The following is a 26,949-nucleotide window of genomic DNA, read 5'->3' as shown; positions in this document are numbered from 1 at the left end:
GGTTTATCGCTTAATGACCACGTACCCTTTTGTTTTCTTGGAAATCGTTTCTCCTTCAATTTGAATATCGAAGAAATAGGTGCCTGCAGGCAACCTACCAGCTCCCATTTTGGTTTTAAGGTTTGCATCTCCATTAAAGACGGAGCCAGCATTGTCATAATTGTCGATTCGGAATACGGCATCGCCCCATCGATTATAAATGGTAACAGTATTCGTCGGGTATTGTTCGATACCATCGATTTCCCAAAAATCGTTGATCCCGTCACCATCAGGTGAAAAGCCATATTTAGTTTTGTCTGTTTCAACAGGCTCTTCGGGCTCCGTCATTGTAGTAAAAGTTAGTTCAGGACACGAATCGTTGTTTCCTTCTGAATTGTAAGGGGTAATCGAAACAAGAATGGTAGTGGAAAAAGGCAACTCTTCAGATAGGGAATAGGTCGTTAAAATTCCTAAATCAGTTTCCGGAAGTAGTATTTCATTGGCAGCTGTCCTAATAGATAGCCAATATCCATCCGCATTGTCAATAGTATTCCAAGCGATATTTGTCGTAACGGGAATTTCAGAGGCATTATTTAGTTCCGCTATCAATTCCGTGCATGCAGGTATTACAGGTTCATCCGCTGTTTCAATAGTAAAGCTTTGGGGTGTAGCACAGCCTAAGGCATCACCGGTGGCATTGAACGGGACAATTGTCACCGATACGGTCTCACCGTTATTGAAATCGCCAGGTAATGTATAGGACGTTCCCGGAATATTCTGATCGGTGATGTCGTTCACATTACTGGTACTTCCGTTTATGGAAACCCTATACCCCGTTGCTCCACTAACGGCACTCCATGAGATACTTCCCACATCGGTAGCGACATCGATATCATTGGCCAAAGGGCCTGTCAGGTCCGAACAACTATCGGGAACTGTTGGTGTAGTAGTAACAATAGTGAAACTTTGGGGTGTAGCACAGCCTACGGCATCACCGGTGGTGTTGAACGGGACAATGGTCACCGATACGGTATCTCCGTTATTGAAATCGCCAGGTAATGTGTAGGACGTTCCCATAAAATTCTGATCGATGATGTCGTTCACATTACTGGTACTTCCGTTTATGGAAACCCTGTACCCCGTTGCTCCGCTAACGGCACTCCAAGAGATACTTCCCACATCCGTGGCGACATCGGTATCATTGGCCATTGGGCCTGTCAGGTCCGAACAGCTATCGGGAACTGTTGGGGTGTTAGTAACAATAGTGAAACTTTGGGGTGTAGCACAGCCTACGGCATCACCAGTGGTGTTGAACGGGACAATGGTCACCGATACGGTCTCACCGTTATTGAAATCGCCAGGTAATGTATAGGACGTTCCCATAATATTCTGATCGGTGATGTCGTTCACATTACTGGTACTTCCATTTATGGAAACCCTATACCCCGTTACTCCGCTAACCGCACTCCAAGAGATACCTCCCACATCCGTGGCGACATCGATGTCATTGGGCATTGGGCCTGTCAGGTCCGAACAGCTATCGGGAACTGTTGGGGTGGTAGTAACAATAGTGAAATTTTGGGGTGTAGCACAGCCTACGGCATCACCGGTAGTGTTGAACGGGACAATGGTCACCGACACGGTCTCTCCATTGTTAAAATCGCCAGGCAAGGTAAAAGACGTTCCCGTAACATTCTGATCGGTGATGTCGTTCACATTACTGGTACTTCCGTTTATCGAAACCCTGTACCCCGTTGCACCACTAACGGCACTCCAAGAGATACCTCCCACATCCGTGGCGACATCGGTTTCATTGGGCATTGGGCCTGTCAGGTCCGAACAGCTATCGGGAACGGGCGTCCCGGTATTATTGATAGTTAATTGAAAGGATTCTTCGCTTGAACAAGAGCCAGTGCCATCGTACATATATAGAGTAACGGGATAGCTTGGGAAGTCCGCAAAGTTAATTACCGCTCCTATATCGTATCTTGTACCACCCCCGTCGGTACCGGTATAATACGCTTCATTACCTGTTAGTTTTGTTCCTGTAATGGCAGGCAAGGTATAGGAATCTGTTTGCGTCTGGTCGGCCAAAACTGTTATGGTAGGACCGGCCAGTCCGTCATCTGTTATATCCCATCCATCAGAAGTTACCATATTGGCTCTAGCGGTCGCACCTTCACAGTATTGACTATTTCCACCACTAAATATAACATTGGGTTGTAGATCCAGTGCGTTCCAACCGATCAATAAAGCATCATAATTGGCCGTAGAAAGTGTTGCATTATCAAACATTCTGTCAGCATTGGTCAAGTTTTCTACATTCCAATTGTCAAGAGTCTGGTCAAAAATTACAGCTCCTTGAAACATAATAAACATATTGGTTACACTAGAAACATCCCAACTGTTTAGCGGTTGATTGAAGCTGGCATTGTTTTGGAACATAAATGCCATGTTGGTAACATTGCTCATGTCCCAATCATCTATATTGGAATTAAAAAGTCTACAGGTAGCGAACATTCCCGAGGTATTGGTAACATTGGACAAGTCAGGTTTATCGGAGAAATTCCCTGTCAAATTAATACAGCCGGTAAACGCTTTGAACATAGAAGTCCAAGGGTTGCCGCCCCATTTTTCGATAGTCAAGATTTTGGCAGAATTGTCCGTTGCCGTAGGATTTCCATTGGTATTGAAATAAATTCTAGGGAAATCCCCTGTGATACTAACAGTATAAGTATCTGGAATGGCGTAGGTATGTGTAGCATTACCTGTTTCACCGGTAGTAGTGTTACCATCACCCCAATCCACAGTGTAGTTATAACCACCTCCTGTGGTAGGAATTATAATTTCTTCATTGGTAGCGGTGGTTCGCCATGTTGTGATAAAAGCTCCAGAGTCAGGAGTACTCGTAATGTTCAACTCAAAGGATTCTTCACTTGAACAAGAGCCAGTGCCATCATAGATATATAGGGTAACGGGATAGCTAGGGAAGTCCGAAAAATTAATTACCGCTCCTATATCGTATCTTGTACCACCCCCGTCGGTTCCGGTATAATAAGCCTCATTACCTGTTAGCTGCGTTCCAGTAATAGCAGGTAAGGTATAGGAATCTGCTTGCGTCTGGTCGGCTAAATCAGTTACTGCTGGACCGCTAAGGCCGCCATCCGCTATTGCCCATCCGTCGGAGGCTATCATATTGGCCCTCGCCGCGGCACCTTCGCAATATTGACTTCCACCGCCGCTAAACTCTAAATCTGGTTGTAGGGTTTGTGTATTCCAACCGATTAAAAGGCCGTCGTAATTAATGGTTGAGAGGGTCACCCCGCTAAACATGTTTCTCATATCAATAACGTTCGAAACATTCCATCCGCCTAAATTTTGGTCAAAATTATTTGCTCCGGAGAACATCTGCCACATAGTTGTAGCACTTGAGGTATCCCATCCGCCGATATCTTGATCAAAAGCACTTGCAAGTGCAAACATTAAAGCAAAACTTTGTACACTACTAACATTCCATATACTCAAATCTTGATCGAATGCTGTTGCTCTATTCAACATTTGCGTCATTCCTATTACCTTACCCACATTCCAATTTCCGATGTCTTGATTGAAAGCATAGGCTCTCAGGAACATGGCATCCATTTCGGTGACATTCGCGGTATTCCAGTTGCCAATATCTTGATTGAATACCGTTGCCTCGTTAAACATAGTGCGCATTGTAGTTACGTTCACCGTATTCCAAGCATCACCCGTCGGTATGCCCATACCGGGCTTAAAACTAATATCTTGATTAAAAGTCGAGGCCAGGTAAAACATACCTGACATGTCCGTAACATTTAAAGTATTCCAATTTCCGATATCTTGATCAAAAGAAGTGGCTCGCGCAAACATTCCCTGCATTGATGTTACGTTGCTTACGTTCCAAGCGTCAATAGCCGAATCAAAAGAAGCCGCCGCCTGAAAAAGTTGTCTCATATCGGTAACGTTATCAACGTCCCAATTGTTCATGTCCGAATTGTATAAGGTACAACCGTCGAACATGCGTCGCATGCTGGTAACATTGGATAGGTCTGGAACATCCGTAAAATTTCCCGTAAGATTGCTACATCCTTTAAAAGCCTCCTCCATAGAAGCCCACTGATTGTTGCCCCATTGCTCGATGGTCAATAATTTTTCTTGATCATCGTCATTGCCAAATATAATTCTGGGAAATAATCCCGTTATACTTATGATGTATGTTCCTGGATCGGCATAGGTATGGGTGGCATCGCCCGTTTCCCCGATAGTGATATTCCCATCTCCCCAATCTACCGTATAATTGTAGGTGGAACTTGGAGCAGTTGCTATTCGTATTTGATTGTCGTTTGTATCTCCTGGATTGTCCGTTTTCCAAGTGGTTATAAAAGGAATGGTACCCATAGGGGCTTCACTTTTATTTTCAATCGGTGTGTTAAACCCTAGGGTAAATGGAACACTAAGAAATAGTATAATTTGAAAAAGTAACACCTTTATCGAGACAGCTTTGAACGTCATTAGTGCATGATTTTTTTGAGTGCTTAATATTGCTGTTGGGTTAAAATCACCAAACACCATTACCTGTATTACCAAGGTCAGTTGAAATTAGTTTTAGAACGTTTGGAAGGGAGTACGAATTGCCAAAAACAGGTATCATTCATGGGAATGTTACCTGTTTTTGGCCTTTTGTGAACAATCGCTGTGCAGATTGAAAAAATTTATGCCCGTCTAAATTCAATAGCATCGGCATCGGCATAGATCGCCGTTACATCCATCAGTTTGTTTTGCATAGTGCTTAGCTTGAGTAGTTTTTCATAATCTAAGCATTTTATGAGGCCATTTATTTCTTCTGAACTACCACTCCTACCGATACCTTTGACTTTGGTGATATAATCTGTTTGGTATGTATCTTAAATGAAGTTGAACAATGAACCCATTTCTTTAGAATCCCCTGGAATAGATAGTTCTTCTATCTATTGAATATCCCTGGTCGAAGCTGTTGGTGAAAATGTGTTGATGTGCTTCGCTATACTTTTGGTTTTACCGGAGTTTCATCATCCCCGTAAAACATTTCGCCGTCTCTTTGTGTAACTACGATTTTGATTTTTTCACTTCCAAAATCCCAAAATTTGCTGGCATTTAAGGTGGTTCTGCCAATCACCTTTTCCACGGCATACAGGGTGTAATACCATTTTAACTTTGAAATAGCACTAATAAATCGTTTCTTTTTCAACTGTTCTTCGTTAAAAGCCTGTCCCCAGCTTGACTGGGGATCTAACCGTAGCTAAGACTATGCTTCCATTTTTTGCCTCGAACAACTAAAAAATAATTCCATTTCTATACGCGCGATTTCAAAGTTAAAATGGTAGAAGAGTACAAAGGGAAAGCATATGACATTGCTGATAGCATCATTATTTTCATCACGAAAAAGTTATAATCAATGCTACATCATTATAATAAATTTAAAAAGCATCTTGATTAAAGTGTTTTCTTGTATTCCGATGGCGTAAGCCCTGTATGCTTTTTAAAGACTCGGTTGAAGGATGCTTTGTTCTTAAAGCCGGAATCAAACGCTATCGCTATCATTTTAACATCAGTATGTGCTGTTTGTTTAATTAAATTTTGTGCTTCTACTATACGATAAGCGTTTATAAAGTTGTAAAAATTTTGTTCAAAACCATAATGCAGTACCTCGGAAAAATGATAACTACTAATACCTATTTTAGAAGCAAAATTGGTTTGCGTTAAATCAGCATCCAAATAGGGTTTGTCATTTTCCATGCATGCTAAAATTTTATTCTTGTAGCGTGTTCTATCCGCCTCGGTGAGCGAAGAGTTTTCGTATGGCTTTTTAGTACTTGCGGCTTTTTTATCAGTTTCTATCGAAAGCGTACTCGACGTATTCCCAAGGTTCGATAAAGATGCCAATAGTGCTTTCTGTTGAGTACGTAACTTAGCGTGTTCTTTCTTGATTTTCCTTCTTCTGATCAGTAAAAAGAGTATAGTCAGCGTGGCAAGTACTAGCATAGTAACGCCCCAAAATTTTACTTGAGCACTATTTTCAGATAGGTCTATCAGCTCTTGCTCACTTGCTTCTATTTTTTTGTTTTGCGCTGCGATATTTGTATTTAAATCTTTTTTAGTAGCACTTTTCGTATCGTTTTCATGCCTTTCCTTTAATTGGGAATACTCTTTTTGCTCTGCATAAGAAGCTTCAAAATCTTTATTTTTCTCGTAAAGCATCGCCAAATATTTGTGGGCGTACATCTCTATTTCTACAATATTCTTTTTGCCAGAAAGCGCTTCGCAGGCCAACAAATCCTCCTTTGCGGCGGTTAAATTATTCAGGTGATAATTTGCAATACCCCTATTTAACAGTGCCCAGCCCCTACTCTTAACAGATTTTTTCAAAACGGATAGTTCCAATGCGGCCGTGGTGGCCTCAATTGCCTTCGTATACTGTTTCAGTTTAACATGGATATCGGCGATGTTGGTCAAAGATGTGGCAATAAAACTTTCGTTCTGTAATTTTTCGCCCAGAGCTTTTACTTGATAAGCATATTCCAAGGCAGGTTTTAAATCCCCTAACTTGTTATAACTATTTGATAATCCTATTAACGCCGCTGCTTTGATCTTATCGGGGTTTTTCAGTTTATCCGCAATGGACAACACCTCCTCCATTGTTTTTATGCACTTGTTCTGCGCATCGATATTCTGATAGGTATTTCCCATATTGACCAGAACAATTGCTTTGGGACGGTAATCGTTTGGAATAAGTTTACATTTCTCTAGCGCAAGATGATATCGTTCAATAGCCAATTGCTTCTCACTACGATTATTGTAGTACACCGCTTGGTTGTTCAAGGCCAAAATATACATTTTGGTCAGGCCGTATTTCTCGGAAACTAAAAGAAGGGAGTCGCTGTAGTTTTTATGCAATTGATAGTCGCCATTCGCATAATGCTGTTGAAGTACTTTTAGAAAGCTTTCCGCTTTTACTTTTCCAAGTTGGGTATCTTCTTTTATGGCTTTCTCCTGAGAAAAGTTCTTAACAAACCCGAACAGTAAAAAAAGTAAAACTAGTTTTGATTTGGTCATCATTCAAAGGGAAGATTAAATAGAAATTTGGTTTGTTTGTCCGAACCAAGTACATCGCTATTATTTTTAACAACGTATTTATCAAATTCGTTTAAACAAATCGATGTCCCTACTAGTGTCTAAGATATTGATTTATGACGAAATCGAAAGAGTAAAGTTTAGCAAGTATAATCCCCACGAAAATAGGACAGTGAGTTACGTTTTTAGAGTATCACATTCTACAGCGACAGACAAAGTATTCCTCAGTATGATAGTAAGGATAACCTTTTTAAGTGATAAAACGGTAACCTATTTGCAAACCGTTACAACTTTAAGGATTTTAATCCGGGAGAACTTGGCTTATTTATCTATACTTTTGAACATGTTCAACCCTTAAAACAATGTTTTTTGGGGCTATCTGACTCCAATTGTATGGAAATCAATAATCATTGAAAATAAAACTTTACATGAGAAAAATACTATTGACCATTAATACCATGGTTCTTTTAGGTATCGTTTGTTTCTTGGGTTATCAGCACGTAAAATCGCAGGAGATACCAAAAGAATTACAAGTGGAACGCTTGAGTATCGTCGGTCCTGATGGTAACCTATATGTTTCGATCAGCAATCCCGAACAGCAGGCACTGGCCACTACACATGGTGTACCGCATTATCCAGATTCCAAACGAGACCTACCTGGTCTTATTTTTTTCAATCGCGTAGGCGATGAAGTCGGCGGTATTTATTATGATGGCAATGACGAAGAAAGCTTTTCCGGCATCACTTTTGACCAGCAGAAAAATGACCAGATTTTGGCAATAACGAAAGATGAATACAGAGATGGTGATGAATGGAAACGCTGGTACGGTATGTTTTTAAGGGAACGTTCGGATTCTATTCGCGTTAAAACGCTATTTGAACAATTGAAAGAGGATATTAAAGACCTTGGTGAAGAAGAAAAACAAAAAGCATACTTAAAATTCAAAAAATACATCGACTCGGAAATCAATGTGTATCGTATGTTTTTGGGCAGGGAAGAAAATAAAAACGTAGGCCTGTTTCTCTATGATTCCAAAGGTAAGGAACGTATAAAAATATATGTGGATACCCTGGACGTACCGCGTATAACCATTATTGACACTTTAGGAAACGAAAAACGTATAGCGCATACCATATTGGAGTAAGAATCCGGCCCCAGACGTTTGTTTTTAGCTCTAGTCCGTACCCCAAATTACAGCTTTGGCTATCAAAAGTGAGCGTTGTATCGATTTTACCTATTTTTGGGTACAACAGCTGTTAAGCATTTTTCAAAAAATGAATTTTTCCAGTGAACTCCTTTTCTTTTTCAGCGCATTGGGTGTTTTTAACGCGCTGTTGATCAGTTTGTACTTTTTCTTTATCAAACGCCCCAGAACAATTTCCAACTTCTTTTTGGGTTTTCTGTTGCTCATGCTTGCCATTCGTGTTGGCAAATCGGTGTTTTATTATTTTAATGATGATTTGTCCATAATCTTTATCAAATTCGGTCTTACGGCATGCATACTGATCGGGCCTTCCCTTTATTTTTATATGAAGTCCGTTGTTTTACCCAATTCCAAGATCCACTTATGGAAAATCCATTTTTTGGTACTGTTATCACTAGCGATCTTCATCGGAATATTGTTCCCTGAAACTCACAATCCCTGCCTGGTAGGCAACATCCATTGGATGACCATTATCTATAGTATTTGGGCGGGATATATCATTGGAACCGCTTGGATAATACGGCCTCTGCTAAAGGACCTTATTAAGAAAAACAAAAAGATATCAAGTTTAGATTTTTGGTTGTTGAGCGTTTTTACAGGAAACCTTATCATCTGGGTGGCGTTCAGTACGGTCGCTTATACTTCCTACCTTGTAGGGGCCTTATCCTTCTCATTGATTTTTTATCTGTTTTTTCTATTACTTTATTTTCGAAGGACCAAAGGGGCCCTTTTTACGCAACCCCATAAATACGCAAATAAAAAAATTGCGCCCGTTGAAGCCGAAAAACTCGTAGCGGCACTCGACCGATTGATGAAGGACGAAAAAATGTATACCAATGCCAATCTTAGACTTCCCGACGTGGCAAAAAAAATGAATATTTTGCCCCACACCCTGTCCCAATTGATCAATGATAATATGGGTAAGAGCTTTACCTTTCTAATCAATGAATACCGTATTGAAAAGGCCAAAGAAATGATCCGCTGCAACACACAGATCAAATTGGAAGCGGTAGGTTATGATTGTGGATTCAATTCCAAATCGACCTTTTATTCCGCCTTTAAAAAAATTGCCAAGACCACTCCCGCAAAATTTAAGGAAAGTATTGCCTGAACCTACACTTTGTAAGGTTCTCGATTTATAGATCCGTACTCCAGATTTATAACTGGTGTCCCCGTTTGCTTCGTTTTACCATAGTATTGTAGGGTACTATAGTACTTGTTGTCCAAACCACTTTGCATGTAAACTGCAAAGGTTTAAAAGAAAAGAATGAAATTCCTTTTCAGCATTGTACCAAAGTAACCATAAACCGTTGGCGCTACGCTATTTTGTAATCCATAAAAATCGCTGACCGACAAGTGCGACTGCCAACTGGCCAAAAATTTATAGCTCCGAATACTCGGAGGAAAGGCTTGCGTTACAGCGCATCCTTTTAACTAACAACTATCACCGATGAAAAGGATACCCTTTGCCATTCTAGTATTTTTAAGTTTTCTCTTGGGCTGCAAGGAACGATCCAAAACTGCGTACGGTAAAGAAAGTGCTAAGGAAATAGGGGAAAAAATACTGTTCGTTGTCTCCAACGCCCATTTTTATGGTGACACTGATTTAAGTACCTCCAACCATTTTTCGGAAATCGTACACGCCTACGCCGTTTTTCAACAGGCCGGTTTTTCCATAGATTTTGTGAGTCCTAAAGGAGGGGCTATTCCTATTGGATACATCAACACCTCCGATTCCCTACAAAAGCAATTTTTGTACGACAACAATTTCATGGATGCCTTGGAGCATACCTACCCACCGGAAACCATAGATGCGCAACATTATAAAGCGGTATACTATGGTGGAGGCGGTGCCGCCATGTTCGGAGTGCCTGAAAATGGGGCCATACAAAAAATTGTAATTGAACTATATGAAGACCACGGGGGAATTGTATCGGCCATTTGCCATGGGACGGCCGGAATCGCCAATTTAAAAACCCGGAACGGGGACTATTTGGTTGAAGGAAAGAAGGTAAACGGTTTTCCGGATCTTTTTGAGAACGAAGAAGCTGCATATTACAAAACCTTTCCTTTCTCCATCCAACAGCTAATTTCCGAAAGAGGTGGCGATTTTCAATTTTCAACTACGGGTTGGGACGGTTTCCATAAGGTAGACGGTCGTTTGATAACCGGGCAAGACCCCACTTCAGCTGCGGTAGTAGCCGAAATGGTCGTCAAGGGTATAGCGGAGCTAAACATTCAATAATACAAAACATATGAAAAGCGTACTTACAGTATTGGTATTGGCAACCTTGGTCGGGACCTATGGTCAAAAGGCCCATAAAAAACAGATTACCCCTGCCCAAATAGATTCGGTTTTTGCGACATGGGCGAATACGGATACGCCCGGAATCGCAGTGGGTGTCCTAAACAATGGTGAAGTGGTCTATACCAAGGGATATGGACTGGCAAACTTGGAACACCAAATCCCGATACGCCCCGATACAAAATTTCACATCGGTGACATCGCAAAAGAATTTACCGTTTACGCCCTTTTATTGCTTGAGCAGCGCGGTCAAATTTCCCTACAGGACGATATTAGAAAACACATGCCGGAACTAGCGTCCTTTCCGCATGCCATAAGCATTGAACAACTGACACACCATACCAGCGGGCTGAACAACTTGGAGGTCTCCAAAACCCTTGCAGGGTGGAATATGCAAGAGGTATTCAGTAAAGAACAGGCCTATAAAATGATCGGATACCAATCGCAAAATGCTCCGGCCAGTGGAGAAACGCAACAGTTCACCGATGCCGGATTCATGGTCCTTGAAGATTTGATCGCCAAAATCGGAAAAACATCGTATTCCGAATTCGTGACCAAAGAAATTTTTGGGCCTTTGGGAATGACACATTCCGTATTTGACACCACAGGCGCTGTAATCCCCGCTATGGCCCAGGGATATGTTGCCCAAAAGGAAGGATATGCCGTCGCGGGAATCAATCACGAACACACCCTTTTGACCGACCTGTACAGCACCGTTGGCGATATGTGCCTTTGGGCCAAGGAGCTACAAAGCCCGACCTTGGGAACAAAACAGCTTGTTGCAAAATTTGACGGTCTTTCCATCGTCAACAATACTACGGTCAAGGAAACCAACTTGGCACTATATACCGGAGGACATCGCTTTTGGAATTTTCGAGGGGTCAAAAAACTATACCATATCGAAGTTGCCGGCGGTTATGCCAGCAAACTGATCCGATATCCCGAACACGACCTGGCCCTTGTGGTCATGGGCAACGATGGAGCATACAATGGCTATGCGGCAACCGGTGCCAGTGCCCTATATATTGAGAATTTTCTTGACCCAATGCCACAAGCACCACCAACGATCGCCGTTAAAAAATTGGCGGGACCACAACTAGCTAACTTTGAAGGGGATTATTGGGACACCGATAACCATACCATTCGCAAGATTCGCACGGTAAACGATACCCTGCGTTATGTTAGGGGGCCCGGTAATGAAAGTGCCCTTGTTCCATTGGGGAACACTTCCTTTAAAATGATCACACGGGGCGAGGTCATGGTACGTTTCGATACAAAGACGACGCCCAAAACCATGCAGGTCACCGTGGGAGACCAAACCTTCCGATCTCTCGCCTATAATCAGAACGCCAGTTGGAGCAAAGACCTTGAGGCGTTTACCGGCAACTATCACACACCGCTGTTTAAAACGCCCTATTCTATCGAGAACCATAACGGAGAACTTGTCATCGTACGCCCAAGAACGAAACCTGTTCAGCTTTCGCCTACCATACCTGATACGTTTATGGGAAACCAGGACCATTTCAGTTCGATTACCTTCCAGAGGGACCCTAAAGGGGAGGTCTCCGGGTTTCTACTGGCCACGCAAGGTGTTACCGATATCCTATTTCTAAAAGCGGCAAAGACCAATCAAAATTCAGCAAAAACCCGATAGCGGATTTTTGGACACAATAAGCAGTCATAATTATTTAAAAAAAAACACATGAGAATATACCACATCCTGATCACATTCATTTTTGTACTTGGAATGTCCGTTGCGAACGCGCAATCCGAATTGCATGCGATTACCGATACACTAATGGATTATATTGAAGGAACCGCCAATGGAGAACCGGAACGGGTAAAAAAAGCCTTTCATCCCGAATTGAACCTTTATAGCATCAACAAGGATAGCCTTAAAGTCTGGTATGGAAAAGCGTATATCGGAGGCATTTCAAAAGGAAAGAAAAGCAACAGGATCGGAAGAATTGTATCCATCGATTATGAGAACGATGCGGCCATGGCGAAAATTGAGATTCTAATGCCAAATGCCAAACGAATTTATACCGATTACCTGATGCTGTTAAAGTACCAGGGGAACTGGAAAATCATTCATAAATCGTACACTTATGTTTCCTATCCGGAGTAGCAATGCCGGAGATACGCCTTAACTAAAGTGAGTTCGACTTAAAAAACACCTATTTTGGTTAACGGATGTTTTTCCTTTTCGAAATAATGATAGCTATTAAGTTCCGAGATCCATACCGGAGGCCACGGAGTTTGCAAAACGGTTTTCGGTCGGAGACTGAAAAATCACTACGAAAAGTGTCTTTTCTTTGAATCGGTTGCTTTTGGACGAGCAAAAGAAATGAACGGAAGGTCAAATGAAAGGATAAAAAGCCGACCTAAAGCATTCAATTTATAAGCTGAATTCACGTTAAAGCGCTAAAAACCATAAATCTGGAACACCGGAAATCCCGGAACTTTCCATGCGGTCACTTTGGTCCATCTGGGTGCGCCCTTAAGACATAGCCACACAAGCAGGACCTTATCTTATCCATCGATATAACCCACTTCTTTAAACCAAGAGATCGTTTTCTGTATCATTTCGTCGATACCGACTTGGGGTTTATAGCCCAACTCTTTTTTAGCCTTGGAACCGTCTAAAAATTGACCTGCCGACATTACGGCAATGGCCGTATCGTCCAATAAGGGGAGCTCACCACCAAACCATTTATAGCGGGTCATTTTTACCTTTGACAGCAGTTTTGCCAAGGATAAGGGCACCTTTTTGGGCATATCGGTAACCCCGCCGATAATCCCAATTTTCTCAATAAGTGCAGTCATGTTTATGTTGACCCCGGTAATAAGGTACCGTTCACCCGGCCGGCCATTCATACACGCCAACAACATTCCCCTACCGGCGTCACCGGCATACACAACATTTCGATCTCCGCCTACATAGCCGGGAAGGGTTCTGTTCAAGGCATGTACGATCAAACGCCCGGTTGTTGGGCCATAGTCATACTCCCCAAAGGTCATGGGAGGTATCCCGATGACTATCGGAATTCCTTTTGCGCCCGCTTCCCGTACCTTTTTATCCATTAAGACCTTTACTTGTGCGTAGGCCGACGCGTTGGAGGGCAATGACTGATAGACCAAAGACTCGTGCCCAGGTCCGCTCGTTGCTTTGGGAATGGCAATAGCGCCTCCCAAATACAGTCCTTTTTTGATTTTACAGTGGGCTACGGCCTCAATAAAGTTCGAAATCTGCTTGTCCGCTATTGCCAGTTCTTCCTGCAAGGGTTTGGGAACCGTAGGATAATACGCCCCACAATTGAGCACATGGTCCAGCCCGTCAAAAGCTTTAAAAAGACTGGACCTATCGGTAAGATCTCCTACCCTACTTTCGAAATCGAGGTCCTTGATATGCTCCAAATTGGACGTTGCCCGGTGTATCACCGTTAGCTGATGTGTCCCGGTAGCCAAAACGGCCTTTGCCGTGTGGTGGCCTAGCATACCCGTAGCACCGATAATCCCTATTTTTCCCATCTTTAAAAAGCTAATTTTTTAAATATAACCACATTTATTTCCCTTTGGAGAAAATAATGCCCGATAAAGGGAGAGAAATCCCTTTAACAAAGGTTATCAAAACTGTTTTGCCATAACGAGAAATTCGAAGGTTTCTTTACCAATGACAAATTGATGCGCTCCAACATGATTAAATTCATTTTTTTGGTAAAACCTTATCGCTCTTGCATTGCTCTTTAAAACAGATAACCAAACAGCGTTCGATCCTGATAGGGAAGCCGCTTCCACCAAAATATCTTGCAGTCGTTTTCCGATTTTCATGGATAAAAATTCGTGAAGTACATATATTTTTTGCAGTTGACCGACCTCGGTCGATACCATGAAAGGTGTTGGAGAGCGTAACTTTAACTTTGCATAACCTACCGGAAGCGCGTCCACAAAAGCCAGCCAGAAGGCATTATTGGCTTTATCCAAACTCCGTTCTATTTTTTTAACGGAAAAGGTGTCGTTCAAATATGCCCTTAAATCACCTTGGTCCCGAAATAGGGACCCAAAGGTTTCTTGAAACGTCGTTCGCCCCAAAAGAGCAATAACAGGAGCATCAACTATCGTAGCAGGTCGTATATGAATCATCTCGTAGTGTTCATTTTATATTGGCGACAAGAAACTATAAAACCGGGGCCGAATCACTCAAATTCCAAAGGATTTAAGCGATACCAAAGCATAATTTACCCAACGGCACTACCAAAAGTCAAGTCAATGGAACTATTCCAAAAAGGAGGTTTCAAACCGTTCGAAATGGCAGGTATACCCGTTCGGATTACGTACCAAATAATCTTGATGTTCCGGTTCTGCGGGCCAAAAGGTGGTGTACGGCTCTAAGGTAGTCACCACTTTTCCTTCCCATCGATTCGAATCCTCTACCAAAGCGATCATTTCGGTAGCAATCGCCTTTTCTTCCTCATCCTGGTAAAAAATCGCCGATCGGTAACTGGAACCCATATCGTTGCCCTGCTGATTTAAGGTCGTAGGGTTGTGGATGCGAAAGAAATAATCCAAAATCGCTTTAAATGAAGTAATCGCATCATCATACTCCAATAAAATACCCTCCGCATGACCGGGATGGTTCCTATAGGTCGGGTGCTCGTTTTTTCCCCCGATATAGCCGACCTCGGTATCCAAAATACCCGGACGAACGCGAAACAGCTCCTCCATTCCCCAAAAACATCCTCCTGCGATATATGCTTTTTTTATGCTCATTTCCCTTTATTATGTTATCATTACGTTTTTTAAAAAGGCAACCACTTTTGATTCCTCCATTTCACAAGGCTTTAAAAGTCCACCGGAACGTGTATGGTAATAGTTAAGGCTGATAAAATCGGAGCTTCCAAGGGCTTTTCCAAAAACCTTACAGGACTTTCCCTTGTTAAAAGACTGCTTGGTAATGCCATATTTCCGTTTTTCATACATCCCCTCTATGTATCCCTCTGGGATTCTTTGTATTGCCTCGAATACCGTCATTTTCCTATAATAGTCTGTTTTTCTTCTTGTACATTACATCCGACCTATATGCAGTTTCACGAACTACAGGACAACATGGAGCAACCCACCTTATTTCTGGCCCATTCCGGTCTTTTGGCAAACCATTTTTGAAAGGAGGGTTGCTCGTCATAAGGTTTTTTAAGCATCGTAAACAACTCTTTCATCACATCGTAATCGCCTTCTTCCGCAGCATCAATGGCCATCTGCGCCATATAGTTCCGGAGTACGTACTTTGGGTTCACGGCATTCATGTGCTCGGTACGTTTTTCCTTGGTGGCAAGTTCTTTTCGCAAACGCTGCGCGTACAGGGCAAACCAGGAATTCCAAGTGTCCGCTACGGCGCCCTTCACTTCCCCTGGACTATAAAACGCTTCCCCTACGAGCGCGATGCCCATCTCCGGAGAATCGGGATCGAACTGCGATAGGGTGCGATAAAAAAGCGTCATATCGGTCTCTGTCGCCTGCAATGCGGTTTCTAAAGTGGTCACCAGTTCTTCGTCTTCCGGTTTCGCTTCAAAAAGCCCTAGTTTAGATCGCATCATATCCAATTGGGCTACCCCTACCTGCTTTCGATATTCATCTAAAATATCCTGTAGGGGCTCCACTGCTTCGATTAAGGGATATAGGGCATTTGCCAGTTGTACCAGATTCCATAGCACAAGTTCCGGTTGTGTGCCATACCGATAGCGTTTATGGGCACTATCCGTAGTATTCGGGGTCCATTCGGGATCATATCCCTCTAGCCAACCGTACGGTCCATAGTCGATGGTCAGCCCTAAAATGGACATGTTATCCGTATTCATCACGCCATGCACAAAACCAACGCGTTGCCAGTGGACCACCATTTCCATACTCCGAAGCGATACTTCTTTAAAAAAAGCCAAGTAAGCCGCCTTATTGGGTGCTACCAAGTGGGAAAAATGATGGCGAATGGTATAATCGACCAAGGCCCTTAAGGTGGTAATATCCTTTTGTGCGGCCAAAATTTCAAAATTTCCAAAGCGTATGAACGAGGGCGCTACCCTGCAAACGATGGCCCCCTTTTCATACGCGGGATTCCCATTATAAAGAATATCCCGTAGTACGGAATCGCCACTGAGCATTAAGGACAGTGCCCTTGTTGTGGGCACGCCAAGGTGATGCATGGCCTCACTACACAAATATTCACGAACGGAAGAACGTAAAACGGCCAAACCATCCGCGTTTCGCGAATAGGGCGTTTCACCGGCACCCTTAAGTTGCAAGGTCCATGGCCCACCAACTCCTTCTACTTTCCCCAAGTTGATCGCCCGACCATCGCCTAATTGTCCTGCCCAATTTCCGAACTGATGTCCGCCATAACACATGGCGTACGGCTTTGAACCTTCGGGGGTTACGGCACCTGAAAAGATATCCGAAAACCGTTTTTCGTCATGCAGGTTCGATATTCCCAACAACTGCATCATTTCGGGGGAAGCATGTATCAAAGACGGATTGGCAGGGGTTTTTGGTTCAACATATGAAAAGCAGGCATTACGTACCTGTCGCCTTTCGTTTACCAACTCCTTGTCCGCCGGAAGTTCCGATGTAAAAGGCTCAAAAAAATCTAATGGATGTGATTTCAAAACGATGCGCTTCTTTTTTATACAAAGATACTTCACTGGCCGGGTATTTCAACATACCGACAGGTTTTGAAAAAAAACACTCTCAAGTAATACATTTCAAAGTTAAAATGGTGTTACTTCTCCATACCCCTATTTAGAACTATTATGGCACGATATTTTCTTTGAAACCTGTAGAAAGCGGTCAAAGCGTTTTCAATACAAAACACTAGCAAGAATAGTGGTATTTTTGCACCGGATAACCGACCAGTATGTTTCATTTCTTTAGTAAAAAAAGATTTCTTGTAGACCTTTTAGAGGGCTTTGTCGATATGCACAACCATCTCTTACCGGGAATCGATGATGGTTCCAAAAACGTTACCGAGTCGATTTCCCTCATCAAAGGCTTTCAAGAGTTCGGGGTAAAACACTTTATAGCAACGCCCCACATCATGCACAACTATTACCCGAACACTCCCGCCACCATTGGAGATGCCTTAACGGAGCTAAAAAACGAACTACTATCCGAAAACCTAATGGATGTCGCCATTACCGCCGCGGCGGAACATATGGTAGATGCCAACTTTGAAACCTTGCTCGAGGAGAACGGTGTTATGCCAATTAAAAAAAATTACATTTTAATTGAAATGTCGTATCTACAGCCTTCGATCAACTTCGATGTGGCCGTACAAAAAATAGCTTCCAAACGGCTTTTTCCAATTCTTGCCCACCCGGAACGGTACGTATATCTAAAAATGGGTTCGTCCAAATTTAAGCGGTACAAACAACAGGGACTGCTCTTCCAACTGAACCTGCTCTCCCTAGGCGAACACTATGGGAAGGACGTTCAGAAAAAAGCCTTTAAACTTGTTGAGGAAGGATTGATCGATTTTGTGGCTTCCGATGTGCACCATATGGGACACTTGGATAGCCTTAAGGAAATAAAGGTGACGTATAAAATGGCAGAAAATTTACTTCCGCTCATAGAAAAGACCATTTACAACTTTTATTGAATACCGGAAGTAGGTGATACTTTTTGAAGCTACGACTACGACCACGACTACGATCGACTCTGCCTATTCTATAAAAAAGCAGTTTTTAACCCTTAAAATTTCCACCACTTTTTAGTGGTTTTACCGTATCCATAGCCGTACTTGCCACCATATCCCAAGTTGGCTTCTTTCACATCGTTTACCACGAATGACAGCCCTTTGAGCTTGCCTTCGCTTTTCAATTTCAACGGGAATTCGAGCACACGGGTCTCGGTAACCCCTGCACGGGTCACGTAAATGATATGATCGGCGTATTCACTGATGAGCAGCGTATCGGTAACCACCATCAAAGGAGCGGTATCCACCACAACATAGTCATAACGTGCCGACATTTCTTCAATCAGTTCCTTCATACGGTCACTCATAAGCAACTCAGCAGGGTTGGGAGGTATTTTTCCCGAATAAATGACATCAATGGTATTGGTATGGGCCAACATCGAATTGATAATATCCTTGGAAGTCAACGAATTGTCGTATAAAAACTCGGTAAGTCCCGCATCTTTATTTCTACTGGGCTTGCCCAATTTGTCCACATCCTTGCTACTGAAGAACGTATACAGCTTCGGATTTCTAATATCCGCACCGATCAATAGTACCTTTTTATCGGTATTGGCAAAGATCATGGACAGGTTGGAGGATAAAAATGTTTTTCCTTCTCCCGGTACACTGGAAGTAACGTAAATGACATTGTTTTTTCCGGTAGACTTGGATTTTATCAGATAATCCAGGTTCGTTCGCAAAATACGGAGCGATTCCCCAAGCACCGAACGGTCGTTCTTGCGCACCAGCGTTTCGTCCTTTTTACCCAATCGCGGCAATTCCGCCAATACGGGCACATCTTTCACCCTTTTTTCAAGACTATTTTTGTTATGTATCTTATTATCTAAAAGATCAACACCATAAATGATACCGAATGGCACCAATAGGCCCAACACCATGCAGGCCAAATAAATGATTTTCTTTCTGGGCTTTACGGGTGATTTCCCCACGGCATAGGCATCATCGATCACTTTTGATTTTGGCGCACTGGAAGCGAATGTTATCTGTGCTTCCTCACGCTTTTGTAACAAATACAAATACAGGGATTCCGTGGTCTGTTGCTGCCTTGTAATGTTCCGTAACTCCGCCTGGTTTTTTGGTGCCGACGAAATCGTTCCGTAGTAGGCTCCCGTTTGCTTTTGTAGGGCGTCCACATTCATGGTCATGCTCCGCTCCATTTGTCCAAGACTAGAGGTAATGGAACTCTTAAGGTCGGACAATTGCTGATCCAAGTTTTTGATGATCGGACTCTTTTCTGTAGAGCTTTCCAACAACCGTTTTCGCTGTGCTGCCAATTCGTTGAACTTGCTTGTGGCCTGGGAAACGTTTGCATCGCTCAAAGGTATTGCCGGAAGCACGTCATAACCACCTTCCGATTGCAGGTATTGTTTATACTGCCCCACTGTACTCAACTCATTCCGGGCCTCTTCCAAAGCCCTTCGGCTCTGGGTGCTCATTTGTACGGCCGTACCTACCTCTACCCCACTACCGGTCATCCGTTTTTCCGTCATCAGTTCCTGCGCATCCTTGTCCACCGAGGTCAAGGTCCCGGAGATTAAATCGATACGATCATTAATAAAACTAGAGGTCTTGTCGGCAATGGTCTTTTTATCCTCAACGGCATTCGTGTTGTAGGTATAGATCAAAGCGTTAATAATATCCACGGCCTTGGAACGAACGGCATCGTTCAAAGAAATGTTTAGAATATTACTATACTCCTCGGCAAGGCTCACACCTAATTTGGACTGGTATTCCTCCGCAATATCCATTACCGGACTTACGGAAACCTTTATTTTCTTATCCTTAAAGCTCTTAAAAAACGGATAGTTTGGTGTAATTACGATATCCCCAATGGCGGTAGGCACCTTTTTTCCATATGAGTATTCCTTTAAAGGGCTGTCCTGCTCCAAACTATACCCAAAAGTTGTTTCGGACCCGATCTGAATAAAAAATTCAAATTTGGAAGCGTTTATTATGGAATCGTTTGCTATAAAATTGAGAATAAAAGGCCGATTTTTATATACCTCGGAGTCCTTTACATTACCTAAAGAGGTCACCTTAATATTCAACCCCAACTCCTTGACAACATCGATAAAATTGGCCCTTGAGTTCAATATTTCTATTTCGTCCTCCACATTGCTTTTGGACCCGCCCAAAAAGTCCAAATCTTTGAAAACGGAGAGCTCCGAAGAAGATCCTTTTTCGTCTAAAATTTGAATCTTTCCCTTTGCGGCATATTCAGGGGTGGCGTACCTAATATAAACGTAGGCCAGGGTCAACGCTAAGAGAACGGATAGTACGAACCATTTCCAGTGCTTGGTATACGCGCTGATAACGTCTTTCAGCTCGCCCGAATTGGACGAAAAATCATGGGATTCTGTGTTCATTATGCAATTTTATAAAGCTTGAACGGTACTAGTAAAAGTCGTTAGTTTCTGGTAATGATCAATACCGTGGAAGTGATAAGGACAGAGGCTATGGATACCCAAATGGAGGCCCTGTTATCCAAAGCGGAAGAGGTTACAGCAGACTTATTGGGTTCTACGTAAACTACATCGTTCTGGGTCAGGTAGTATACAGGAGAATTCAACGATTCTTTGGTCGTGAGATCGACCCTGTTATACACCTTGGTACCATTAAAATCGCGGATGACCATAACATTGTCGCGTCTTCCCTTTATCGTAAGGTCGTTGGCAAGCCCCAGGGCTTCCAAAACCGTTATTTGTTCTCCTACCACCGCATAGGTTCCCGGTCGGTTTACCTCTCCGAGTACGGTAACGGTGAAGTTTTTCAAACGGATGTTAACGATAGGATCTTTCAAATAAGTCGATAGTTTTTCTTTCAATAACACTTTGGCTTCTTCTGGAGATAATCCTGCAATTTTGATGGAACCTACCACCGGAAACTCGATTTCCCCACTCTTATCAACAATATAATCCACCTGCTCGGCCCGAACGCCTCCTTCTTCTGCTCCTTTATAAAGGTTAAAGGGAAGGCTTGCCTGGGGATCCAAGGTAGAGACATGGATGCTCAATACGTCATCGATCTTGAACTTGTTCGTTTGTGAGTTACTACTTCTTATGGTTTCATAATCACTAGCGTTCTGAAAATAAACGATATCCTTTCTGGAAGCGCAAGAAGTAAAAATAAAACTGGCGATTACCGCTAAAACAGGTATATGTCTAAAAGTACTTTTGATCGATATCATCATGTAAAATTAAAAGGTTCGCGTTGCAAGATTACTGAAAATTTATGATTGAACTACCTTTAAGGTCGGTTTACCACCTTTTTCCGTCGCATCTTTTTCGTCCAACGCGCAAAATTCAGAATTTCGGGAAACGTACTCGGGAACAATGGTTTTCATCAACTTCACGGTATCGCCACTGAAGAACATATTGGTAACACATAGTTCGTCTATTTTAGAACGGACCGTTGCGTACTCCAAATCGCGTACCTTACTGATTTTAATTTTTTTATGGTAGGTCGGCAGCGTATTTTCACCGTTTGCCAACAGTTCCTCATAGAGCTTTTCGCCCGGACGCAGTCCCGTAATCTTAATATCGATTTCTTCAGGATACCGAAGCCCCGACAGCTTGATCATGTTTTTTGCCAAATCGAATATTTTCACGGACTCTCCCATGTCAAAGATGAAAATTTCACCTCCATCACCCATGGCACCAGCCTCCAAAACCAATTGTGAAGCTTCGGGTATGGTCATAAAATACCGCGTCACATCCTTATGGGTAAGTGTCAAAGGACCTCCCTTTTCGATCTGCTTTCGAAAGAGTGGAATAACCGAGCCGTTGGAACCTAAAACATTACCAAAACGTGTGGTAATAAACTTGGTTTTCTTTTCTTGCTGCATACAGCTGATGTACATCTCGGCAATACGTTTGGTCGCACCCATTACATTGGTGGGGTTGACCGCTTTGTCCGTAGAAACAAAAACAAACTTGTCCACATTGTGGGTCACGGCCAGATCGGCCACCGTTTTTGTTCCGGCAATATTGATCTTTATGGCCTCGTATGCATTATACTCCATTAAAGGAACGTGCTTGTAGGCCGCGGCATGGAATACCATATCGGGCTCGTGCTCCTGAAAAATGGCGTTCAACCGATTCTTGTCACGAATATCACCGACAATCGGAATAAAATTATGGTATCCGTTCAATTTAAGTTCTTGCTGCAGGTCATAAAGCGCCGATTCCGCCTGATCGATCATGATCAGCGATTTATACTGGTAACTGCATATTTGACGTACAATTTCGCTACCGATGGATCCCGCGGCACCGGTAACCAGCACCACTTTATTCTGCAGCTCTTTTTCTATCTTCTGGTTCTTGATATTAATGGGAGCGCGATCTAAAAGATCTTCGATCTGAACCTGTTTGATCTGTGATGCCTTTAGTTCGCCATTTATCCAGTCTTCTACCGGCGGTACAATTTTCACCTGAACCGGGTAATCGACGAGACCTTCTACCAGTTCCCTCAGTTTTTTAGGATCGATATTTTGAATCGAAAAAATAACCTCGGATATATTCTGGTTCCGAATGAATTCTTCCGTAAGTACATTTTTATGAAAAACCTTTACCCCGTTGATCTGCTTTCCGGTTTTTTTATTGTCCCGATCCACATATCCCACGACCCTGGACCGGCTCTTGGAATGGTTGGTAATCGCGTTATGGGTAAGAATACCGGACTCCCCCGCTCCATAGATCAATACATTTTTACTGATTTTCAGGTCGCCAAGTACGTAATTATGGTAAAGCGATTTAAAAATATAACGAGATGCGGTCAGCGAGATAAAACCAAGTAAACTGTGAATAACAATAATACCCAAGGGAATGGTAAAGTTTTCGATAAATACGAACTCCTTGTTCATTAATACCATGGTGATCATGATGATACTGGACAAACAAATGGCATTGAACAAATTATAAACATCCCGAACTCCGGTATGACGCACCACTCCTTTATACGAGCCCACGACCATAAAGGATATGATCGAAATAAAAGCGACCAACGGTAGCTGTATGAGCAACCAATTGATCTCAAAATCGAAACTCAGGTTGAAACGGATACAATACGATAGACAGAACGAGACACTTACCGTAAGGACATCGATACCAAGTACCAACCACTTGGACGCGAATCTGTTCACATTTTGGGTAATGTAATTTTGTATCATTTTAAAATATTTTCTATTGCGGTGGTAATTCTAGAAAGATCGGCCTCCGTGAGATTGGATCCACTGGGCAAACACAACCCTTTATCAAAAAGCGTTTCGCTTACGCCGTTCACGAAATGTTTACTATCCTTGAAAACGGGCTGTAAGTGCATCGGCTTCCAAAGTGGTCTGGATTCTATATTCTCGGCCAAAAGACCCATTCTTATCTTTTCACGAATTTCAAAAGATGGCGTAAGGACACAAGTCAACCAACGGTTCGAAAAATATCCTTCCCCTTCCTCTAAAAAGGTGATTTCTTCTTTCGCCTCCAAGCGCTTTCTATAGTATTCATGATTGAACCTTCTTGCATTTACCCTATCGTCCAACACCATCATCTGCCCTCTTCCGATACCGGCCAAAACATTGCTCATTCGGTAGTTATAACCGATAGCCGAATGCTGGTAATGGGGGGCATCGTCCCTAGCCTGGGTCGCCAAATGTACTGCTCGGTCCTTGATTTCCTTATTTTTAGCTACTAAAGCACCTCCTCCGGAAGTGGTTATAATCTTGTTTCCATTGAACGATAATACGCCTATGGTTCCAAAAGTACCGCAGTTCCGATCTTCAAAACGACTGCCCAATGCTTCTGCGCTGTCCTCTAATATGGGAACATCATATTTTTCGGAAATCGCGTGCAAGGCTTTTACCTTATAAGGCATGCCATACAAGTGCACCGCAACGATCGCTTTAGGCTTTTTGTTTTTTGCGATTCCCTCGGTTATCGCTTGTTCCAACAATATTGGACACATGTTCCAGGTATCCGTTTCGCTGTCTATAAAAACCGGATTGGCACCGAGATAACAGATGGGATTGGCGGAAGCGGAAAAAGTAAAGCTTTGACAGAGCACATCATCGTTTTTACCTACTCCCAACAATTGAAGTCCCAGATGAATTGCCGCAGTACCGGAACTTAGCGCCGCAACATTGGAGGAATTGCCCAAATAGCTGGAAATCGCGTCTTCAAAACCATTTACGTTCGGCCCCAAAGGAGCTATCCAGTTCGTGGCAAACGCTTCGTCCACAAATTGCTGTTCCATATCACCCATATGGGGCGAGGACAACCATATTTTGGGTTTTTCGATAGTAGTGATGCTCAAAAGTGATTATTTAGGGTTGCATATAGCAATAGTAAAAATACAAATACCGAATCAGTTAAAAACAAGAAAACCGTGTATTTCGTTTAAACTAATAATTACTCGTTTAAATACGTGATATATCGGGCTTAAAGATTATTTTCCCATTTAATTTTTAGAAAAAGTCTTTATTTGATAGGATTTTGATAAGTATCCAGCGGTCCAAAAAAACGATAGTAAAAATGATTTTTTTCTCCCTGTATGGCGTCTTCTCAAGAAATAAGATCATTTATCAGAATCGTCTTTTTTAACTTTCAATAGCAATGCTACTGATTTCCATGTCTTACCCGTGAACCAAACACCCTAAAAACACGTATTACAAAAGGATAAAACATTTTATATTTTTTCATTCAAAAAAACGGAGTATTGAATTAGAGCGTATTTTTGCAAAAAATAGTAGGGAAATCAATATAAAGATTGTTACTATCAACGAGTAATCTTTCTGTTGGTCGTTTTATTGCATTAGCCTGAAAAACATACTCGTACCTTTAATTGGAAAAAGTTAATTAGCGCAGCATCACTATGAAAAGTAAATGGTTTGTTATCTGTATTTCCGTACTTTTTTTCGGAACATACTTCGCAGAACTGAACGCACAAAATCAAGATACGGAAGGGGAATGGAGCGACCCCATACCTTTTGGAATCGTGCCCGTTGCTGTGGCCAACCTCCCCGATGGTCGGTTGATCGCCTGGTCTTCCCAATTTCGCGATGACTTCAACGAAACGGGTGACGGAATGACGTTTACCCAAATTTTCGATCCCTCGACCAATAGCACACTTCAGGAAACGGTTACCGATACCAACCACGACATGTTCTGTCCGGGAATCAATAACCTGCCAGACGGCCGTATTCTGGCTGCCGGAGGTACCTCTAGTGAACGAACGAGCATCTACGACCCTGTCACCGACAAATGGAGCAGGGCTGCGGACATGAACATCAACAGGGGGTATCAAGGAAACGTCACCCTTTCGGACGGTTCCGTTTTTACCTTGGGAGGATCTTGGAGCGAGGGTGTAGCGATAAACGGCGGAAAAGATGCAGAGCTATACAGTCCGCAATCCGGATGGGTAAATCTACCCAATATACAGGGAGAGGACCTTTACACCGCTAATGACCTTGGTTTTGAACAACAGGGACTTTACCGCGTCGATAACCATGCTTGGTTATGGGCGGCTCCCGATGGTCGTATTTTTCATGCGGGTCCCGGTGAAATGATGCACTGGATCGAACCGGACCTCGCTACGGGGGGATCGGTTACGGAGGCCGGGCTTCGAGGAACCGATACCTATTCCATGAAGGGTACCACGGTCATGTTCGATGTTGGAAGGATTTTAAAGGTAGGCGGTGCGGAAGGATATGGAACCGAAGCCAGTGCCGGTATTCCCGCGAAGGACAATTCGTTGATCATCGACATCAACAATCCCAATAATGTTACGGTAACCCCTACTGCCAATACCTTGAGTCTTGCAAGAACGATGCACAACAGTACCGTTTTGCCCAATGGACAAGTGCTGGTAACCGGGGGATTGAGTGAGGCAGAAGTGTTTACCGATGCCGGTGCCCGACTTGAAGCAGAATTGTACGACCCCGTGACCAACGCCTGGACGACCGTTGCCGGCATGCAGGTGCCACGCACCTACCATAGTGTAGCCATATTGATGACCGACGGCCGTGTGTTCGTAGGCGGTGGCGGATTGTGTAACCTTACATATGGAGGAGAATGCGTCAACCATACCGATGCCGAGATCTACAGTCCCCCCTATCTGTTCACTGACGGCGGGGCGTTAGCGGCAAGGCCGAGCATTTCCGCTCCCGACGAGGCCGATTACAACAGTACCATTACGGTGACCGGCAGCCCCGGAATCACCGAATTTTCGCTGATCCGTTTTTCATCGGCCACCCACAGTACCAACAACGAACAGCGCCGTATACCGGTAACCTTTACCGGTGGCGGCGGAAACTATAATGTATCGGTCCCGGACCGCAACCTCCTGCCCCCGGGCTACTACATGCTCTTCGCCCTCGACGGCGACGGGGTGCCCTCGGTGGCCGAGACCATCATGGTGGGCGATGCCCTGCCCCTTGCCACCAACCCCAACCTGGTGCTGCACCTGGAGTTCGAGGACGCCGAGGGCTCCAGTACCCTTTTGGACAGCTCCGGCAACGGCAACGACGGGCTCCTCTACGATGTGGACGACAACGGGGCCACAAAAGTGCCCAGTACCGACAACATCCCCGCCACCGA

19 protein-coding genes are annotated in these 26,949 nt (G+C 43.3%); 7 read left to right on the top strand and 12 right to left on the bottom strand.

From position 1 onward, the window contains the following. Window positions 1-3: 3 nt before the first annotated feature. The 3 genes from ACRD7P_RS10195 to ACRD7P_RS10185 form a co-directional block, all read right to left on the bottom strand. On the bottom strand, window positions 4-4,512 hold the full coding sequence (locus ACRD7P_RS10195; protein WP_430907461.1) for a BspA family leucine-rich repeat surface protein: 4,509 nt from the start codon (window positions 4,510-4,512) through the stop codon (window positions 4-6). A gap of 508 nt (window positions 4,513-5,020) precedes the next feature. Continuing rightward, the gene (locus ACRD7P_RS10190) at window positions 5,021-5,227 is read right to left on the bottom strand and encodes a hypothetical protein (protein ID WP_430907460.1); all 207 of its coding nucleotides are present in this window, start codon (window positions 5,225-5,227) and stop codon (window positions 5,021-5,023) included. 245 nt (window positions 5,228-5,472) lie between these two features. After that, on the bottom strand, window positions 5,473-7,095 hold the full coding sequence (locus ACRD7P_RS10185; protein ID WP_430907459.1) for a helix-turn-helix domain-containing protein: 1,623 nt from the start codon (window positions 7,093-7,095) through the stop codon (window positions 5,473-5,475). Between the two features lie 443 nt (window positions 7,096-7,538). Here ACRD7P_RS10185 and ACRD7P_RS10180 point away from each other — a divergent pair, with 443 nt between their 5' ends. From ACRD7P_RS10180 to ACRD7P_RS10160, 5 genes are all read left to right on the top strand, one after another. After that, window positions 7,539-8,255 carry a hypothetical protein gene (locus tag ACRD7P_RS10180; RefSeq protein ID WP_430907458.1) on the top strand — a complete coding sequence of 239 codons (717 nt, stop codon included), beginning with the start codon at window positions 7,539-7,541 and terminating at the stop codon, window positions 8,253-8,255. A gap of 55 nt (window positions 8,256-8,310) precedes the next feature. Beyond that, window positions 8,311-9,426, top strand: coding sequence for a helix-turn-helix domain-containing protein (locus tag ACRD7P_RS10175; RefSeq protein ID WP_430907457.1), 1,116 nt, complete (start codon window positions 8,311-8,313; stop codon window positions 9,424-9,426). 339 nt (window positions 9,427-9,765) lie between these two features. After that, window positions 9,766-10,560, top strand: coding sequence for a type 1 glutamine amidotransferase domain-containing protein (locus tag ACRD7P_RS10170; protein ID WP_430907456.1), 795 nt, complete (start codon window positions 9,766-9,768; stop codon window positions 10,558-10,560). A gap of 10 nt (window positions 10,561-10,570) precedes the next feature. Further along, entirely contained in the window at window positions 10,571-12,274 is a 1,704-nt protein-coding gene (locus tag ACRD7P_RS10165; RefSeq protein WP_430907455.1) for a serine hydrolase domain-containing protein, read from the top strand. Window positions 12,275-12,322: 48 nt separating this feature from the next. Beyond that, a complete protein-coding gene (locus tag ACRD7P_RS10160) occupies window positions 12,323-12,748 on the top strand; it encodes a nuclear transport factor 2 family protein (protein ID WP_430907454.1) in 426 nt (141 codons plus the stop codon). A gap of 404 nt (window positions 12,749-13,152) precedes the next feature. Here ACRD7P_RS10160 and ACRD7P_RS10155 read toward each other — a convergent pair whose 3' ends face one another. The 5 genes from ACRD7P_RS10155 to ACRD7P_RS10135 all read right to left on the bottom strand — a co-directional run bounded on the left by ACRD7P_RS10155 (window position 13,153) and on the right by ACRD7P_RS10135 (window position 17,276). Then, a complete protein-coding gene (locus ACRD7P_RS10155; protein ID WP_430907453.1) occupies window positions 13,153-14,151 on the bottom strand; it encodes an NAD-dependent epimerase/dehydratase family protein in 999 nt (332 codons plus the stop codon). Between the two features lie 96 nt (window positions 14,152-14,247). Beyond that, window positions 14,248-14,763: a GNAT family N-acetyltransferase gene (locus tag ACRD7P_RS10150; RefSeq protein ID WP_430907452.1), complete on the bottom strand. Its 516-nt coding sequence runs from the start codon at window positions 14,761-14,763 to the stop codon at window positions 14,248-14,250. A gap of 132 nt (window positions 14,764-14,895) precedes the next feature. Further along, window positions 14,896-15,390, bottom strand: a complete 495-nt coding sequence (msrA, locus tag ACRD7P_RS10145; protein WP_430907451.1) for a peptide-methionine (S)-S-oxide reductase MsrA — start codon at window positions 15,388-15,390, stop codon at window positions 14,896-14,898. 9 nt (window positions 15,391-15,399) lie between these two features. After that, window positions 15,400-15,651, bottom strand: a complete 252-nt coding sequence (locus tag ACRD7P_RS10140) for a peptide methionine sulfoxide reductase (RefSeq protein ID WP_430907450.1) — start codon at window positions 15,649-15,651, stop codon at window positions 15,400-15,402. Between the two features lie 56 nt (window positions 15,652-15,707). Next, entirely contained in the window at window positions 15,708-17,276 is a 1,569-nt protein-coding gene (locus ACRD7P_RS10135; RefSeq protein ID WP_430907449.1) for a protein adenylyltransferase SelO, read from the bottom strand. 248 nt (window positions 17,277-17,524) lie between these two features. Here ACRD7P_RS10135 and ACRD7P_RS10130 point away from each other — a divergent pair, with 248 nt between their 5' ends. Further along, window positions 17,525-18,265 carry a tyrosine-protein phosphatase gene (locus ACRD7P_RS10130; protein WP_430907448.1) on the top strand — a complete coding sequence of 247 codons (741 nt, stop codon included), beginning with the start codon at window positions 17,525-17,527 and terminating at the stop codon, window positions 18,263-18,265. A gap of 92 nt (window positions 18,266-18,357) precedes the next feature. Here the strand turns inward: ACRD7P_RS10130 and ACRD7P_RS10125 are convergent, their stop codons facing one another. Genes ACRD7P_RS10125 through ACRD7P_RS10110 form a run of 4 tightly spaced genes read right to left on the bottom strand, consistent with a single transcriptional unit; the run spans window position 18,358 to window position 24,616 of the window. Then, complete coding sequence (locus tag ACRD7P_RS10125; RefSeq protein WP_430907447.1) at window positions 18,358-20,730, bottom strand: GumC family protein; 2,373 nt, start codon at window positions 20,728-20,730, stop codon at window positions 18,358-18,360. 41 nt (window positions 20,731-20,771) lie between these two features. Then, complete coding sequence (locus ACRD7P_RS10120; RefSeq protein ID WP_430907446.1) at window positions 20,772-21,551, bottom strand: polysaccharide biosynthesis/export family protein; 780 nt, start codon at window positions 21,549-21,551, stop codon at window positions 20,772-20,774. Window positions 21,552-21,593: 42 nt separating this feature from the next. Then, the gene (locus tag ACRD7P_RS10115; protein ID WP_430907445.1) at window positions 21,594-23,531 is read right to left on the bottom strand and encodes a polysaccharide biosynthesis protein; all 1,938 of its coding nucleotides are present in this window, start codon (window positions 23,529-23,531) and stop codon (window positions 21,594-21,596) included. Further along, the gene (locus ACRD7P_RS10110; RefSeq protein WP_430907585.1) at window positions 23,528-24,616 is read right to left on the bottom strand and encodes a DegT/DnrJ/EryC1/StrS family aminotransferase; all 1,089 of its coding nucleotides are present in this window, start codon (window positions 24,614-24,616) and stop codon (window positions 23,528-23,530) included. Before ACRD7P_RS10110 ends, ACRD7P_RS10115 begins: the two co-directional genes overlap by 4 nt. A 609-nt stretch (window positions 24,617-25,225) precedes the next feature. Between ACRD7P_RS10110 and ACRD7P_RS10105 the strand changes: the two genes are divergently transcribed. Then, the coding region (locus ACRD7P_RS10105) for a galactose oxidase-like domain-containing protein (RefSeq protein ID WP_430907444.1) at window positions 25,226-26,949 on the top strand (1,724 nt) is incomplete at its 3' end.

The sequence above is a fragment of the Maribacter sp. 2-571 genome, assembly GCF_050589625.1.
In the GTDB taxonomy this organism is placed as follows: domain Bacteria; phylum Bacteroidota; class Bacteroidia; order Flavobacteriales; family Flavobacteriaceae; genus Pelagihabitans.
Note: the sequence above shows the minus strand (reverse complement) of the source record. Positions and strands in the feature narration are given on the sequence as shown.

Coding starts and splice junctions, on each gene's coding strand:
- ACRD7P_RS10195 (WP_430907461.1), bottom strand. CDS start 4,512: ATGACGTTCAAAGCTGTCTCGATAAAGGTGTTACTTTTTCAAATTATA.
- ACRD7P_RS10185 (WP_430907459.1), bottom strand. CDS start 7,095: ATGATGACCAAATCAAAACTAGTTTTACTTTTTTTACTGTTCGGGTTT.
- ACRD7P_RS10180 (WP_430907458.1), top strand. CDS start 7,539: ATGAGAAAAATACTATTGACCATTAATACCATGGTTCTTTTAGGTATC.
- ACRD7P_RS10170 (WP_430907456.1), top strand. CDS start 9,766: ATGAAAAGGATACCCTTTGCCATTCTAGTATTTTTAAGTTTTCTCTTG.
- ACRD7P_RS10165 (WP_430907455.1), top strand. CDS start 10,571: ATGAAAAGCGTACTTACAGTATTGGTATTGGCAACCTTGGTCGGGACC.
- ACRD7P_RS10160 (WP_430907454.1), top strand. CDS start 12,323: ATGAGAATATACCACATCCTGATCACATTCATTTTTGTACTTGGAATG.
- ACRD7P_RS10155 (WP_430907453.1), bottom strand. CDS start 14,151: ATGGGAAAAATAGGGATTATCGGTGCTACGGGTATGCTAGGCCACCAC.
- ACRD7P_RS10150 (WP_430907452.1), bottom strand. CDS start 14,763: ATGATTCATATACGACCTGCTACGATAGTTGATGCTCCTGTTATTGCT.
- msrA (WP_430907451.1), bottom strand. CDS start 15,390: ATGAGCATAAAAAAAGCATATATCGCAGGAGGATGTTTTTGGGGAATG.
- ACRD7P_RS10140 (WP_430907450.1), bottom strand. CDS start 15,651: ATGACGGTATTCGAGGCAATACAAAGAATCCCAGAGGGATACATAGAG.
- ACRD7P_RS10130 (WP_430907448.1), top strand. CDS start 17,525: ATGTTTCATTTCTTTAGTAAAAAAAGATTTCTTGTAGACCTTTTAGAG.
- ACRD7P_RS10125 (WP_430907447.1), bottom strand. CDS start 20,730: ATGAACACAGAATCCCATGATTTTTCGTCCAATTCGGGCGAGCTGAAA.
- ACRD7P_RS10120 (WP_430907446.1), bottom strand. CDS start 21,551: ATGATATCGATCAAAAGTACTTTTAGACATATACCTGTTTTAGCGGTA.
- ACRD7P_RS10115 (WP_430907445.1), bottom strand. CDS start 23,531: ATGATACAAAATTACATTACCCAAAATGTGAACAGATTCGCGTCCAAG.
- ACRD7P_RS10110 (WP_430907585.1), bottom strand. CDS start 24,616: ATGGGTGATATGGAACAGCAATTTGTGGACGAAGCGTTTGCCACGAAC.